We start from the raw sequence: 13,347 nt of genomic DNA on the forward strand, positions 1-13,347 counted from the left end.
CTTTTGTCGGGGGCCCACAAAACCCCCTCGTGTTCTTCGTCCCTGTCCCCACGGGCGGCCCGGGCCGCCCTCAAGAGAGAGTGTGAGAGTGCTCGTACTCGTCGCTCCCGGCCAGGGCGCCCAGACGCCCGGCTTCCTGACTCCCTGGCTCGAACTGCCCGGTGCCGCCGACCGCGTCGCCGCCTGGTCGGACGCCATCGGACTGGACCTCGCCCACTACGGCACCCAGGCCGACGCGGACGCGATCCGGGACACGGCTGTGGCCCAGCCGCTCCTCGTCGCCGCCGGAATCCTGTCCGCCGCGGCACTGGGTGACATCCAGCCCGGGGCCGTCGCCGGTCACTCCGTCGGTGAGATCACCGCCGCCTCCTTCGCCGGCGTCCTCGACGACACCGCCGCGCTGACCCTCGTCCGCAAGCGGGGTCTGGCGATGGCCGACGCCGCCGCGATCACCGAGACCGGGATGTCGGCGCTGCTCGGCGGCGACCCCGAGGTCACCGTCCCGCACCTGGAGAAGCTGGGCCTGACCCCGGCGAACGTCAACGGCGCCGGCCAGATCGTCGCCGCGGGCACGCTGGAGCAGCTCGCCGCGCTGAACGAGGACAAGCCCGAGGGCGTCCGCAAGGTCGTCCCGCTGAAGGTCGCCGGCGCGTTCCACACGCACCACATGGCTCCCGCGGTCGACGCGCTGGCGAAGGCCGCCGCCGACCTCACCCCGGCCGACCCGAAGGTCGCCTACGTCTCCAACAAGGACGGGCAGACGGTCGCCACCGGCGCCGAGGTGCTGGAGCGGTTGGTCGGCCAGGTCGCCAACCCGGTCCGCTGGGACCGGTGCATGGAGACCTTCCAGGAGCTCGGCGCCACCGCCCTGATCGAGGTCTGTCCCGGCGGCACGCTGGTCGGCCTCGCCAAGCGCGCGCTGCCGGGCGTGAAGATCCTCGCGCTCAAGACCCCCGACGACCTCGACGCGGCCCGCGCGCTCATCGCCGAGCACGTTCAGGCCTGACGCCCTAAGGAGCCGTACGAACATGTCGAAGATCAAGCCCAGCAAGGGCGCCCCGTACGCGCGCATCCTCGGCGTGGGCGGCTACCGTCCCACCCGTGTGGTGCCGAACGAGGTGATCCTCGAGACGATCGACTCCTCCGACGAGTGGATCCGTTCGCGCTCCGGCATCCAGACCCGGCACTGGGCGAACGACGAGGAGACCGTCGCCGCCATGTCGATCGAGGCGTCGGGCAAGGCGATCGCCGACGCCGGCATCTCCGCCGAGCAGATCGGCGGCGTGATCGTGTCGACGGTCTCGCACTTCAAGCAGACGCCGGCCGTGGCGACCGAGATCGCCGACAAGCTCGGCACCGACAAGGCCGCCGCCTTCGACATCTCGGCGGGCTGCGCGGGCTTCGGCTACGGCCTGACCCTCGCCAAGGGCATGATCGTCGAGGGCAGCGCGGAGTACGTGCTCGTCATCGGCGTGGAGCGGCTGTCCGACCTCACCGACCTGGAGGACCGGGCCACGGCCTTCCTGTTCGGCGACGGCGCGGGCGCGGTCGTGGTGGGCCCGGCCACCGAGCCCGCGATGGGCCCGACCGTCTGGGGCTCCGAGGGCGACAAGTCGGAGACCATCAAGCAGACCGTGCCGTGGACCGAGTACGACAGCTCCACGGGCAAGTTCCCTGCGATCACGCAGGAGGGCCAGGCGGTGTTCCGCTGGGCCGTGTTCGAGATGGCGAAGGTCGCCCAGCAGGCGCTGGACGCGGCCGGAATCACCGCGAACGACCTGGACGTCTTCATTCCCCACCAGGCCAACGAGCGGATCATCGACTCGATGGTGAAGACGCTGAAACTGCCGGAGCACGTCACGGTCGCGCGTGACGTGCGCACCACCGGCAACACCTCGGCCGCCTCGATTCCGCTCGCGATGGAGCGGCTTCTGGCGACCGGTGAGGCGAAGAGCGGCGACACCGCGCTCGTCATCGGCTTCGGGGCGGGTCTCGTCTACGCCGCGACTGTCGTTACCCTCCCCTAGGCACTGCGTGCCGGATCACGAACGGTCCGGAGACGCAGAGCACTGCCAAACCCTCTGGATCACATAGAAGGAGCGCCTGACATGGCCGCCACTCAGGAAGAGATCGTCGCCGGTCTCGCCGACATCGTGAACGAGATCGCCGGCATCCCGGTTGAGGACGTCCAGCTGGACAAGTCCTTCACCGACGACCTGGACGTCGACTCGCTGTCCATGGTCGAGGTCGTCGTCGCCGCCGAAGAGCGCTTCGACGTCAAGATCCCGGACGAGGACGTGAAGAACCTCAAGACCGTCGGCGACGCGACCGACTACATCCTCAAGCACCAGGCCTGAGTTCCTGCTCGGGTCGGACGCTGACCGGCCCCGCCACCCGGCGGTGGCGCCGCTTAATCCTCGTAATTGGAGAAAGAATTCCCGTGAGCTCGACCAATCGCACCGTGGTCGTCACCGGTATCGGCGCAACCACACCGCTGGGTGGCGACGCAGCCTCTACCTGGGAGGGCCTGATCGCCGGCAAGTCCGGTGTGAAGCCCCTGGAGCAGGAGTGGGCCGCCGACCAGGCGGTCCGCATCGCCGCGCCCGTCGCCGTGGAACCCACCGAGGTCATCCCGCGGCCGCAGGCCCGACGCCTGGACCGCTCGGCGCAGTTCGCGCTGGTCGCGGCCAAGGAGGCCTGGGCGGACGCCGGCTTCGAGGGCAAGGCCGGTGAGACTGGAACATCAGCCGCTTCCGCGGCGGGCAAGGTCGACCCGGACCGCCTCGGCACCGTCATCGCCTCCGGCATCGGCGGTGTGACGACCCTCCTCGACCAGTACGACGTGCTGAAGGAGAAGGGCGTCCGCCGCGTCTCCCCGCACACCGTGCCCATGCTGATGCCCAACGGCCCCTCCGCCAACGTGGGTCTGCTGGTGGGCGCCCGGGCGGGCGTGCACACGCCGGTCTCCGCGTGCGCCTCCGGCGCCGAGGCCATCGGCTACGCCATCGAGATGATCCGCACGGGCCGCGCCGACGTCGTCGTCGCCGGCGGCACCGAGGCGGCCATCCACCCGCTGCCCATCGCCGCGTTCGGCAACATGATGGCGATGTCCAAGAACAACGAGAACCCCGAGGGCGCCTCGCGTCCCTACGACGTCGCACGGGACGGCTTCGTCCTCGGCGAGGGCGCCGGCGTGATCGTCCTGGAGTCCGCCGAGCACGCCGCCGCGCGCGGCGCCCGGGTGTACGCCGAGGCGGTCGGACAGGGCATCTCCGCCGACAGCCACGACATCGTGCAGCCCGAGCCGGAGGGCCGGGGCATCTCGCACGCCCTGCAGAACCTGCTGGAGCGCACCGACCTGGACCCGGCGGAGATCGTGCACGTCAACGCGCACGCCACCTCGACGCCGGCCGGAGACATCGCCGAGCTCAAGGCGCTGCGCAAGGTGTTCGGCGACGACGCGGACCACATGGCGGTCTCCGCGACCAAGTCGATGACCGGTCACCTGCTGGGCGGCGCGGGCGGTGTCGAGACGGTCGCGACCGTGCTGGCGCTGTACCACCGCCTCGCCCCGCCGACCATCAACGTCGAGAACCTCGACCCGGAGGCGGAGGCCAACGCCGACGTCGTCCGCGGCGAGGCCCGCAAGCTGCCCGTGGAGGGCCGTATCGCCGCGCTGAACGACTCGTTCGGCTTCGGCGGGCACAACGTGGTCCTGGCGTTCCGGACGGTCTGAGAACCGCGCGTACGCCGCCTCGTACCCAACGGAAGGGCCCTCACCGGCTGGTGAGGGCCCTTCGGTACTTCGGCATCGGGTACGGGAACTCAGACCACCTGGTGCAGCCAGCGGACCGGTGCGCCCTCGCCGGCGTAGCGGAACGGCTCCAGCTCGTCGTCCCACGGCTTGCCGAGGAGTTTGGCGATCTCGGCCTCCAGGTCCGTCTCGTCCTGCTGGGAGCGCACCAGCGCCGCCCTGAGCCGGTCCTCCGGGATCAGGATGTCGCCGTGGATGCCGGTGACGGCGTGGAAGATGCCCAGTTCGGGAGTGCAGCTGTAGCGCTCGCCCTCGGCGGTGGGGCAGGGCTCGGCCGTGACCTCGAAGCGCAGCAGATGCCAGCCGCGCAGCGCCGACGCCAGCTTGGAGGCGGTGCCGACCTCGCCCTTCCAGGAGAACTCCGAGCGCCAGGTGCCCGGCGCGGCCGGCTGCCGGATCCAGTCGAGGTTGACGCGTGTGCCGAGCACCCCGGCCACGGCCCACTCGACGTGCGGGCACAGCGCGCGCGGCGCGGAGTGCACGTACAGAACTCCACGTGTCGTCACCGGGACCTCCGGGCAGAGCGGGACATCTTGCGAACTGGCGGACGGTTGTGGCCGGGGCCACGTTTGATGGCGAGGCTACCGTGCGGCGGCGCAAGGAGTGTGACGTACCGTCGGTCCCGATGCGCCGAAACGCCCGCCATTCACCCGGCAGGACGCTTGTACGGGTGCGAACCGTTGCAGGCTGCGGGGTCCGGGAACTCCCGGGCGTTGTCATGAGGGGGACCTCCCTGTACGTCGACCGAGGGGAACAGCAGCGGATGCGGAAGCCGAGCCACCGTTCGCGGGCCGCGCTCGCCGTCACGGCGGCGGCCGTTCTGGGCGTCGCCGGCTGCGACGCCGTCGGTGGCGACGCGACCGCGCCCACGCACCGCCCGAGTCCGACGCCGTCCTGGGACGTCAGCCCCAGCTCCGTCGCGGCCGTCGGCGACTCCATCACCCGTGGTTTCGACGCGTGCGCGGTGCTGTCGGACTGCCCGGAGGTGTCCTGGGCGACCGGTACGGACACCAAGGTCGACAGTCTCGCCGTCCGGCTGCTGGGCCGGGCGGAGGCGGCCGAGCGGAGCTGGAACTACGCGGTGACCGGGGCCCGGATGACGGACCTGCCCGGGCAGATCGCGCAGGCGGTGGTGAAGCGGCCGCAGTTGGTGACGGTGATGGTGGGCGCCAACGACGCCTGCCGCAGCTCGACCTCGGCGATGACCCCGGTGGCCGAGTTCCGGGCCGACTTCCAGGACGCGCTGACCTCGCTGCGCAGGCGGCTGCCGAAGACCCAGGTGTACGTGGCGAGCGTGCCGAACCTGAAGCGGCTGTGGTCCGAGGGCCGCACCAACGCGCTGGGCAAACAGATCTGGAAGCTCGGCATCTGCCCCTCGATGCTGGGCGACGCGGACGCGCTGGACTCGGCGGCGACCCTGCGCCGGGACACCGTGCAGAAGCGCGTGGAGGACTACAACAAGGTGCTGAAGGAGGTGTGCGCCAAGGACCGCCGCTGCCGCTTCGACGGCAACGCGGTGTACGACTACCGGTTCGGCACCGGCCAGCTGAGCCACTGGGACTGGTTCCACCCGAGCGTGAACGGACAGGCCCAACTGGCGGAGATCGCCTACCGCGCGGTCACCGCGAAAGGACGCCTGACAGGCACGTGACTTAGGGTTCCGCTCATGAACGAACACTTCGGCACACTTCCCGACGGCACCCCGGTCCACCGCTGGACCCTGGAGCGGGCCGGCGTGCGGGTGCGGATCCTGTCGTACGGCGGGATCGTGCAGTCGGTGGAGATCCCGGACCGCGCCGGCCACCGGGCGAACGTGGTGCTGGGGTTCGCCGACCTGGACGGGTATCTCGGCTGTCCCGGCCCCTACTTCGGCGCCCTGATCGGCCGCTACGCCAACCGGATCGCGGGCGCCCGCTTCCCGCTGGACGGGGTGACCTACGCCCTGGAGCCGAACAACGCGCCCAACTCCCTGCACGGCGGCGGGCACGGCTTCGACAAGCGGGTGTGGGAGGTGGAGCCGGTGGAGCACGGGGTGCGGCTCTCCCGGGTCAGCCCGCACGGCGAGGAGGGCTTCCCGGGCCGGCTGGAGGTCTCGGCGACGTACACGCTGGACGCGGACGGCTCGCTGCGGATCGGGTACGAGGCGGTGACGGACGCGCCGACGATCGTGAACCTGACGAACCACTCGTACTGGAACCTGGCCGGCTCCGGCACCGCGTCCGGCCACGAACTGCGCATCGACGCCTCCCGCTACACCCCGGTCGACGCCGATCTGATCCCGACCGGTGAGCTCGCGGACGTCGCCGGCACCCGGTTCGACTTCCGTCAGTCACGCAAGACGGGCACCGGCTACGACCACAACTTCGTGCTCGTCGGCGGGGTGACGCAGACCCCGCGCGAGGTCGCCGAGCTGCACGACCCGGCGTCCGGCCGCGTCCTGACCGTGACGACCACCGAACCCGGCCTTCAGCTCTACACCGCCGACCACCTGCCCGAGCCCTTCGCCCCGGGTGACGGCGTCGCCCTGGAGACCCAGCACTTCCCGGACTCGCCGAACCGCCCGGACTTCCCGAGCACGGTGCTGCGCCCGGGCGGGGTGTTCCGCTCGGAGACGGCGTACGGCTTCGGGGCGCGCTGACCGCACGTGTGAGCCCCGGCCCAGGGGTCAGGTCCCGGGCCGGGGCTGTCTGGGGGGAGGCTTGTCCCGGATCAGACGTTAATCGTCGCGGTGAGGCGGCGGTCGGTGATCGAGCGGCTCACCTGGATCTCGTACGAACCCTTCACAAACGACCACGAGTCGCTCGCCTCGTCCCAGATCTCGAAGGCGCGGCGGGGCAGCGTGACGACCGCCTCGGCGCTCTCGCCGGGTGCGGCCTCGACGCCCGCGAAGCCGGCCAGATACCGGGCCGGGCGCCCGGGGCCGGGCTCGGCCGGGGCCAGGTAGACCTGGACGACCTCCCGTCCCGCGCGCCCGCCGGTGTTCCTGACCCGGACCCGCACGGTGCTGTCGCCCTCGACCTGGACCGACTCGTAGCTCCACTCGGTGTAGCCGAGGCCGTGGCCGAAGGGGTACGAGGGGGTGCGGCCCTCCTTCTCCCAGGCGCGGTAGCCGATGAACACGTCCTCGGTGTACGGCAGTTCCCCGTTCTCGGGGGTGACCCGGGTGACCGGGGCGTCGGCCAGGGAGCCCCAGGTGGTGGGCAGCCGGCCGCCGGGCTCGTGGACGCCGGTGAGGACGTCCGCGAGGGCCGCGCCGCCCTCCTGGCCCGGGAACCAGCTCAGCAGCACGGCGGCGACCTCCTCGCGCCAGGGCAGCTCGACCGGGGAGCCGGAGTTGACGACCACGACGGTGTTCGGGTTGGCGGCGGCGACCGCGCGGACCAGGTCGTCCTGGCGGCCGGGCAGCGCGAGGTCCTTGCGGTCGAAGCCCTCCGACTCGACGCGGTCGGTGGTGGCGACCACGACGACGGCCGTGTCGGCGGCGCGGGCGGCCTCGACGGCCTCGGCGATCAGCTCGTCGGCGTCGCACTGCGGCTCCTGGTGGGCGAGCGCGAAGGCGACGACCTTGAAGGGGGTCCCTTCGGGGAGCGCGATCACGTGATGGAGGGAGATCTCGACCGGCTCGCCCGCGGTCAGTTCGACCTCGGCGCGGGGCACGGGCGCGCCGAAGAACGCCTCGAAGGGGTCGCTGTCGTCGGCGGGGCGCTGGGCGTCGTCGTAGTACGTGGTGCCGTCGACGGTGAGGGTGAAGGGGCCGGTGCCCTTGATGCCGAAGGTGTGCGTGCCGGAGTCGCGGGGGGTGAAGGTGCCGGTCAGCTCGACGGTGTGGAGGATGTCGTGGGTGACTCCCTCGGGGAGGTCGGTGCCCATCCACTGGATCTGGCCGCTGGGTGTGCTGCGGGTGCCGATGATCTCGCCGTCCGTGTCCCGGCAGACCGCGCGCAGCTCGAAGCCGCGGTCGGCGACGGCCAGTTCGGTGTTCGGGTCGGCGCCGACGGCGTAGCCGAGGCTGCCCTTGGGGAGGGCGGCGGTGAGGCCGTCGAGCGGGGAGACGATCCGGTCCGGGAAGACGGTGGCCGAACCGCCGCCCAGGACACGGGCGTCGCGGGCGGCCGCGCCGATGAGGGCGACGGTGCCGGGCCGGAGCGGGAGGGCGTCGTTCTCGTTGCGGACCAGGACGAAGGAGCGGCGGGCGATCTCGCGGGCCAGCGCCTCGCCGTCCACGGTGGCGGGCGGCTCGGTCACGGCGGGCTCGGCGGACTCCAGGGCGCCGACGCGGGCGGCGAGCCGCAGGACGTTGCGGACGGCCGCGTCGACCGTGGCCTCCTCGACCTCGCCGTCGCGCACGGCCTGGGCGAGCGCGGGGCCGTAGACGGTCTGCGGGCCGGGCATGGCCACGTCCAGGCCGCCCTCGATGGCGGCGGCCGTCGAGCGGGCGGCCATCCAGTCGGAGACGTTGTAGCCGTCGAAGCCCCACTCGCCGCGCAGCACGCCGTTCACGAGGCGGGCGTGCTCGGTCATCGTCGTGCCGTTGACCGTGTTGTAGGCCGTCATGACGCCCCAGGGGCGGGCCTCGGCGACGATGATCTCGAAGGGCGCGAGGTACAGCTCGCGCAGGGCCCGCTCGCTCACCAGGTTGTTGACGGTGAAGCGGTCGGTCTCGGCGTCGTTGGCGACGAAGTGCTTGACGGTGGTGCCGACGCCGCCGGACTGGACGCCGCTGACATAGCCGGCGCCGATGCGTCCGGTCAGGTACGGGTCCTCGCTGTAGGCCTCGAAGTGCCGTCCGCCGAGCGGGGACCGGTGGAGGTTGACGGTCGGCGCGAGCAGCACGTGCACGCCCTTGCGGCGGGCCTCCTGGGCGAGCAGCGTGCCGGCGCGGCGGGCGAGAGCCGGGTCCCAGGTGGCGGCGAGGGCCGTCGGGGAGGGCAGGGCGATGGAGGGGTCGTCGGCGGTCCAGCGCACGCCCCGTACGCCGATCGGGCCGTCGGACATGACGAGGGACCTCAGCCCGATCTCCGGCAGCGCGGGCAGCGACCACACGTCCTGCCCGGACAGCAGCCGGGCCTTCGCCTCCAGGTCCAGCTTGCCCAGCGCCGCCTCGACGGCGGCCTCGCGCGCCTGGTCGGCTGGAGAGGTGTCAGTGGTTCCCGCCATCGGGGCCTCCTCGTCGCGTCATGTCGTCCTGGGGGCCATCGTGCACCCGCTACCTGTAAGGCGGTAGGTTTCGTTATGGTGCCGTAATATCAGCTGGGTGGCAATGCCGTACGGTGACGCCATGAACGCCAGGGTCAGGAGCGAGGAACGGCGCGCGGAGATCGTGCGGGCGGCGCTGGAGGTGATCGCCGAGCGCGGGTACCGGGGCGCGAGCCTGGCCGCGGTGGCGGAGCGGGTCGGGCTCACCCAGCAGGGGCTGCTGCACTACTTCCCGACGAAGGAGGCAGTGCTGGTCGCCGTGCTGAAGGAGCGCGACCAGTGGGACGCCGTACCGGCGACGCAGTGGCGGGTGGACCTGCTGGCCTCGCTGGTCGAGTACAACGCGATGCGGCCCGGCATCATCCAGACCTTCTCGGCGCTGCTGGGCGAGAGCGTGACGGAGGGGCATCCGGCGCGGGCGTACTTCACCGAACGCTACCGGCAGGTGCGCGAGAGCATGGCGGCGGTCCTGCGCACCGCGTACGGCGACCGCCTCCCGAACGGCCTGACGCCGGAGCGCACGGCCCCGCTCCTGGTCGCGGTGATGGACGGCCTGCAGTACCAGTGGCTCCTGGACCCGGACTCGGTGGACATGCCGGCCGCGTTCCGCGACTTCCTGACGCTGCTCGGCGAGGAGGCCGAGGAGCTCTGAACTCCGGCGCTACTGCCGCCAGATGACGGCGAGCGCCTTGCTCACCGCGACGACCGCGGCGAAGGCGACGGCCCAGGCGGTCGCCCCGGCGGCGAACAGCGCGGCGACGCCCGCCCCGAAGCAGACCGTCTCGAAACCGACGCGGACCGCGCCACGCGTCTTGTACGACGCCTTCTGCGAGCCGAACAGGGCCCACAGGACGACGAGTACGGCCGGGGCACCGAGGCCCAGCAACCAGGTGAGCGGGGTCGCCACGGCACGGGTGAAGCCCCAGTATCCGACGGCCGCGAGGGCGCCGAGTTCGATCAGGAACAGTACGCCCAGGTTCACGGCCTTCGCGGTCCTCATGCGCGGCAGTATCACCTGCCCGCGGGCACCGCCGCCACGTTTTCGATCTCCACCAGCGCCTCGGGCCTGAATGGACGAGGACGCGCCCGCCCGGGCGGTGTACGCGGCGACCGTCCGGGGCCGTACGGCACCGCCCGCCGCGGACGTCTTCATCGCGGTGCTCCGGGAGGCGGCGGCCCGTCTCCCCCAGGGGCCCCACCCCATGGCGTAGACCACTTCCGTCACGCGATACTGCGACCGTCCGCACCACGCTCCCCCACGACGGCGACGGAAGGACCGAACTCCCTTGATTTCCCTACGTGTTCGGATCGGCATCCTCGGACTGGCCATGATGGCCTCGGTGGCCTCCCCGGTGACGGCGAGCGCCGCCGCGGCCGCCCCCTCCCCCACCGTCGAGGAACAGCGCCTCGACAAGGCGGTGCCGCAGGAGATACTCCGGCGGTCCGGATTCGACGCCGTGGCACCCGGGTTGGCCCGGGAGCTGGGCTCGGCGCACTCCTACGCCCAGGCGCGGCGGATCGTCGTGCGCGAGGGATCGGCGCTGTGGCGGCGGGCCGTGGACCGGGTGCAGGGGCGCGGGCCGGCCGGCGGGGATCTGAGCCGGGACGACGACCGGCCGCTGTACTGGGCCAGGCTGGGGCTGACCCGGGAAGTGCGGACCTGGGAGCCGGGGTTCGGGCTGAGTGAGGCGCAACGCAGCGCGCTGATCGAGCAGTTGGAGCGGACCTTTCGGGGACATTCCGACGTGCGCTATCCGCACGGCAAGGGGCTCAGGCGGATCCTGGTCACCGGCTTCGACCCGTTCACCCTCGACCGGGACATCCGGATCTCCAATCCCTCCGGCGCCGCCGCGCTCGCCCTCGACGGCACGGTGATCCGGACCGCGAAGGGCCCGGCGCGGATCGAGACGGTCGTCTTCCCGGTGCGCTGGCACGACTTCGCGCAGGGGACGGTGGAGCGGACGCTGCGGCGGTATCTGCCGAGGGTCGACCTGTTCACCACGGTGAGCCAGGGGCGGGTCGGGCGGTTCGACGTGGAGCGGACCAACGGGGCCTGGCGGGGCGGCTTCCCGGACAACGACAACGTCTCGCGCACCGAGACCGTCCCGGTGACCGACCCCGCCTCGCAGCCGCAGTGGACGACGACCACACTGCCGTACCGGCAGATCGTGGCCGCGGACACGGGACGGTTCCCGGTCTACGACCACACCGAGGTGACCGAGATCCCGGCGGGAGGGACGACGGAGGTCGTACGGCCGGACGGGCCCACCCCGGGGTCGACGGCGCGGGCCGGGGGCGGCGGGAACTACCTCTCCAACGAGATCGCCTACCGGGCGACCCTGCTGCGGGACCGGCTGGGGCTGCACGACACGCTGCCGGGCGGGCATGTGCACACGCCGGTGCTGCAGTTCGGAGCGGGCAACACGGATCCGGCGACCGGGACGGTGACCGATCCGGAGTTCGTGCGCAACCGGCTGGACATCGTGGCGCAGGTGCGGGCGATCCTGACGGTGGCGGCCGACGCGGCCTTCGGGACGTGAGCGGCTTCAGGACGTGACCGGCTGGTCCTCGGAGTCGTCCACCCCCGGCTCTCCCTCCCCGCTCTCCTCGCCCAGCAGTTCCCGCGCCATCAGCGTCGCGCCCGCCACCGCGCCCGGCATCAGGAACACCGCCACGAACGGCACCACGAAGGCGACGGCCAGCGGGGTGCCGAAGCCCCAGACGAGGGTCCGGCGGGAGCGCAGGAGGGCGAGGCGGGCGCGGAGTTCGACGCCACGCCGCTGGAGGGCGACGGCGGTGAGTTCCTCGGTGAGGAAGAAACCGGTGACGAGGAAGCCGATCACCGGGATCACCGTCTGGCCGACGAACGGGATGAAACCGAGGGCGAACAGCAGCACGCCCCACAGCGCGGCACGGACGACGATCCGCAGGCTGTCGCGGGCCGAGATCCACAGCTCGCGCCAGAGCGGCAGCCCGGACTCGGGGGCCGTGCCGTCGGGGGACACGTCCCGGTCGACCTTCTCGGAGAGGTTCTCGTAGAAGGGCTGGCCGATCAGGAGGGTGACGGCGGTGAAGGTGACGACGGCCAGCAGCAGTCCGAGGGCGAACAGCACGGCGGTGAGCAGCCCGCGGAAGACGCCTCGCCAGGGGCTGGACCAGTGGTCGGCGAAGGGGGTCGACCAGCCGACGAGGTCCTCGCCCCACACGGCGAGAAAGACGAGGGCGGCCACGTACAGGACGAGGGTTATCAGACCCGGGAGCAGGCCGAAGCCGTACTGTCTCCCGTGCCCGGCCACCCAGCGTTGGCCCTTCAGGAGATAGGTGAAGCCCGCCCCAAGATCGCGCATGGGGAAGACTTTACGTTGTCGGCACCGCCACGACGATCCCCCTCTCGGCCGCGGGTGCCACCGCCGCCGACACCCGTGTCGCCGCCGCCCGGGCCAGCCGCCCCGCGCGCGTGGCCGCCGCGAGGAGCAGGGGCTGGAGCTGTTCCAGGGCCGAGACGACCAGTTCCTCGCCGGTGACCAGCACCGGCCCGGCGGCCTTCGTCGTCGCCGCGGCCGCCTCCGTGAGGTCGGCCAGCGGCGGGAGGGTGGCGCGGACGACGCCCGCTCCCGTGGCCGCCGCGCGTTCGGCGAGGGCGACCTGGAGCGGCATCAGGGGGGCCAGGGCGGCGGTCAGGGCGTCGGCGATGCGGCGCAGCTCCGGGGAGGAGTCGCGCAGGACGTCGGCCGCGGCGCGCAGGAGGGGCGTGACGGCGAGCAGGGCGCCCGCGGCCACGCCGGCCGTCGCGGGGATCACGGGTGACGTCGCCTCTAGAAGGTCGCCGAGGGCGTCCGCGAACTCCTCGACGGCCGGTTCCACCGCGTCCAGCACGGGCAGCAGGCTGTCGCCGAGGGCGGTCAGCAGGGCCTGCGCCGGTTCGCTGACCGGGTGGACGGCTAGCGGCGCCCCGCTGGTGCCGAGGCGGGTGAGGGTGTCGACGATGCGGTAGAAGGCCTCCTGGGCCTGCGGCGAGGCGCTGGCCTCCGCCAGCGCCCCGGTCGTCTCGCGCAGCACCCGCAGCACGTCGGCGCCCGAGCCGTCGCGCGGGTCGAAGGTGTTGAGGGCGATCCTGGTGATGTTGTGGGCCGTGTCCAGGAGTTGGCCGGTGATGTCGGTGGTGTTGCGTGCCATGCGCAGCACGTCCTGCCTCTTGGGGAGCGGAGGGATCGTTGCCATGGGCTCTCCTCGCCTCACGGACGTCACCGGTCGGTCGCCCTCTCAGCATGCCCCCTTCGCGTGCCGCGTGCTGGGCCATCCGGGGCATCGGTGACGCGAACTCTCGCCGCGTGCGG

14 protein-coding genes are annotated in these 13,347 nt (G+C 72.2%); 9 read left to right on the forward strand and 5 right to left on the reverse strand.

Features of this window, described 5'->3' with window-relative positions; translation table 11 throughout:
• The first annotated feature begins 88 nt into the window (after window positions 1–88).
• The 4 genes from MKW14_RS35905 to MKW14_RS35920 all read left to right on the forward strand — a co-directional run bounded on the left by MKW14_RS35905 (window position 89) and on the right by MKW14_RS35920 (window position 3,736).
• Window positions 89–1,006, forward strand: a complete 918-nt coding sequence (locus tag MKW14_RS35905; RefSeq protein WP_240870260.1) for an ACP S-malonyltransferase — start codon at window positions 89–91, stop codon at window positions 1,004–1,006.
• A 22-nt stretch (window positions 1,007–1,028) separates the two neighbouring features.
• Window positions 1,029–2,027, forward strand: coding sequence for a ketoacyl-ACP synthase III (locus tag MKW14_RS35910; RefSeq protein ID WP_240870262.1), 999 nt, complete (start codon window positions 1,029–1,031; stop codon window positions 2,025–2,027).
• A gap of 81 nt (window positions 2,028–2,108) precedes the next feature.
• Window positions 2,109–2,357, forward strand: coding sequence for an acyl carrier protein (locus tag MKW14_RS35915; RefSeq protein WP_015660680.1), 249 nt, complete (start codon window positions 2,109–2,111; stop codon window positions 2,355–2,357).
• 83 nt (window positions 2,358–2,440) lie between these two features.
• Complete coding sequence (locus tag MKW14_RS35920; protein WP_240870264.1) at window positions 2,441–3,736, forward strand: beta-ketoacyl-[acyl-carrier-protein] synthase family protein; 1,296 nt, start codon at window positions 2,441–2,443, stop codon at window positions 3,734–3,736.
• Between the two features lie 89 nt (window positions 3,737–3,825).
• On the opposite strand, the gene MKW14_RS35925 is transcribed toward MKW14_RS35920, so the two are convergent.
• The gene (locus MKW14_RS35925) at window positions 3,826–4,320 is read right to left on the reverse strand and encodes a DUF3145 domain-containing protein (protein WP_240870266.1); all 495 of its coding nucleotides are present in this window, start codon (window positions 4,318–4,320) and stop codon (window positions 3,826–3,828) included.
• Window positions 4,321–4,577: 257 nt separating this feature from the next.
• Between MKW14_RS35925 and MKW14_RS35930 the strand changes: the two genes are divergently transcribed.
• Window positions 4,578–5,465 carry an SGNH/GDSL hydrolase family protein gene (locus MKW14_RS35930; RefSeq protein ID WP_240870311.1) on the forward strand — a complete coding sequence of 296 codons (888 nt, stop codon included), beginning with the start codon at window positions 4,578–4,580 and terminating at the stop codon, window positions 5,463–5,465.
• A 15-nt stretch (window positions 5,466–5,480) separates the two neighbouring features.
• Window positions 5,481–6,452 carry an aldose epimerase family protein gene (locus tag MKW14_RS35935; RefSeq protein WP_240870267.1) on the forward strand — a complete coding sequence of 324 codons (972 nt, stop codon included), beginning with the start codon at window positions 5,481–5,483 and terminating at the stop codon, window positions 6,450–6,452.
• Between the two features lie 71 nt (window positions 6,453–6,523).
• Here MKW14_RS35935 and MKW14_RS35940 read toward each other — a convergent pair whose 3' ends face one another.
• Window positions 6,524–8,971: a beta-glucosidase H gene (locus tag MKW14_RS35940; RefSeq protein WP_240870268.1), complete on the reverse strand. Its 2,448-nt coding sequence runs from the start codon at window positions 8,969–8,971 to the stop codon at window positions 6,524–6,526.
• Between the two features lie 103 nt (window positions 8,972–9,074).
• On the opposite strand from MKW14_RS35940, the gene MKW14_RS35945 reads away from it, so the two are divergent.
• Window positions 9,075–9,662, forward strand: coding sequence for a TetR/AcrR family transcriptional regulator (locus tag MKW14_RS35945; protein ID WP_240870313.1), 588 nt, complete (start codon window positions 9,075–9,077; stop codon window positions 9,660–9,662).
• A gap of 9 nt (window positions 9,663–9,671) precedes the next feature.
• Here the strand turns inward: MKW14_RS35945 and MKW14_RS35950 are convergent, their stop codons facing one another.
• Window positions 9,672–10,010, reverse strand: a complete 339-nt coding sequence (locus MKW14_RS35950; protein ID WP_240870269.1) for a YrdB family protein — start codon at window positions 10,008–10,010, stop codon at window positions 9,672–9,674.
• A gap of 70 nt (window positions 10,011–10,080) precedes the next feature.
• Between MKW14_RS35950 and MKW14_RS35955 the strand changes: the two genes are divergently transcribed.
• Together MKW14_RS35955 and MKW14_RS35960 are read left to right on the forward strand one after the other, a co-directional pair.
• Window positions 10,081–10,221 carry a hypothetical protein gene (locus MKW14_RS35955; RefSeq protein WP_240870273.1) on the forward strand — a complete coding sequence of 47 codons (141 nt, stop codon included), beginning with the start codon at window positions 10,081–10,083 and terminating at the stop codon, window positions 10,219–10,221.
• 75 nt (window positions 10,222–10,296) lie between these two features.
• Entirely contained in the window at window positions 10,297–11,550 is a 1,254-nt protein-coding gene (locus MKW14_RS35960) for a pyroglutamyl-peptidase I (protein WP_240870275.1), read from the forward strand.
• A gap of 6 nt (window positions 11,551–11,556) precedes the next feature.
• Here the strand turns inward: MKW14_RS35960 and MKW14_RS35965 are convergent, their stop codons facing one another.
• The gene (locus MKW14_RS35965; RefSeq protein WP_240870277.1) at window positions 11,557–12,357 is read right to left on the reverse strand and encodes an EI24 domain-containing protein; all 801 of its coding nucleotides are present in this window, start codon (window positions 12,355–12,357) and stop codon (window positions 11,557–11,559) included.
• A 10-nt stretch (window positions 12,358–12,367) separates the two neighbouring features.
• Window positions 12,368–13,231, reverse strand: a complete 864-nt coding sequence (locus MKW14_RS35970) for a hypothetical protein (protein WP_240870280.1) — start codon at window positions 13,229–13,231, stop codon at window positions 12,368–12,370.
• Between the last annotated feature and the right edge of the window lie 116 nt (window positions 13,232–13,347).

Origin of the sequence: Streptomyces gilvus, from assembly GCF_022513565.1 — a bacterium.
GTDB classification, from domain to species: Bacteria; Actinomycetota; Actinomycetes; order Streptomycetales; family Streptomycetaceae; genus Streptomyces; species Streptomyces gilvus.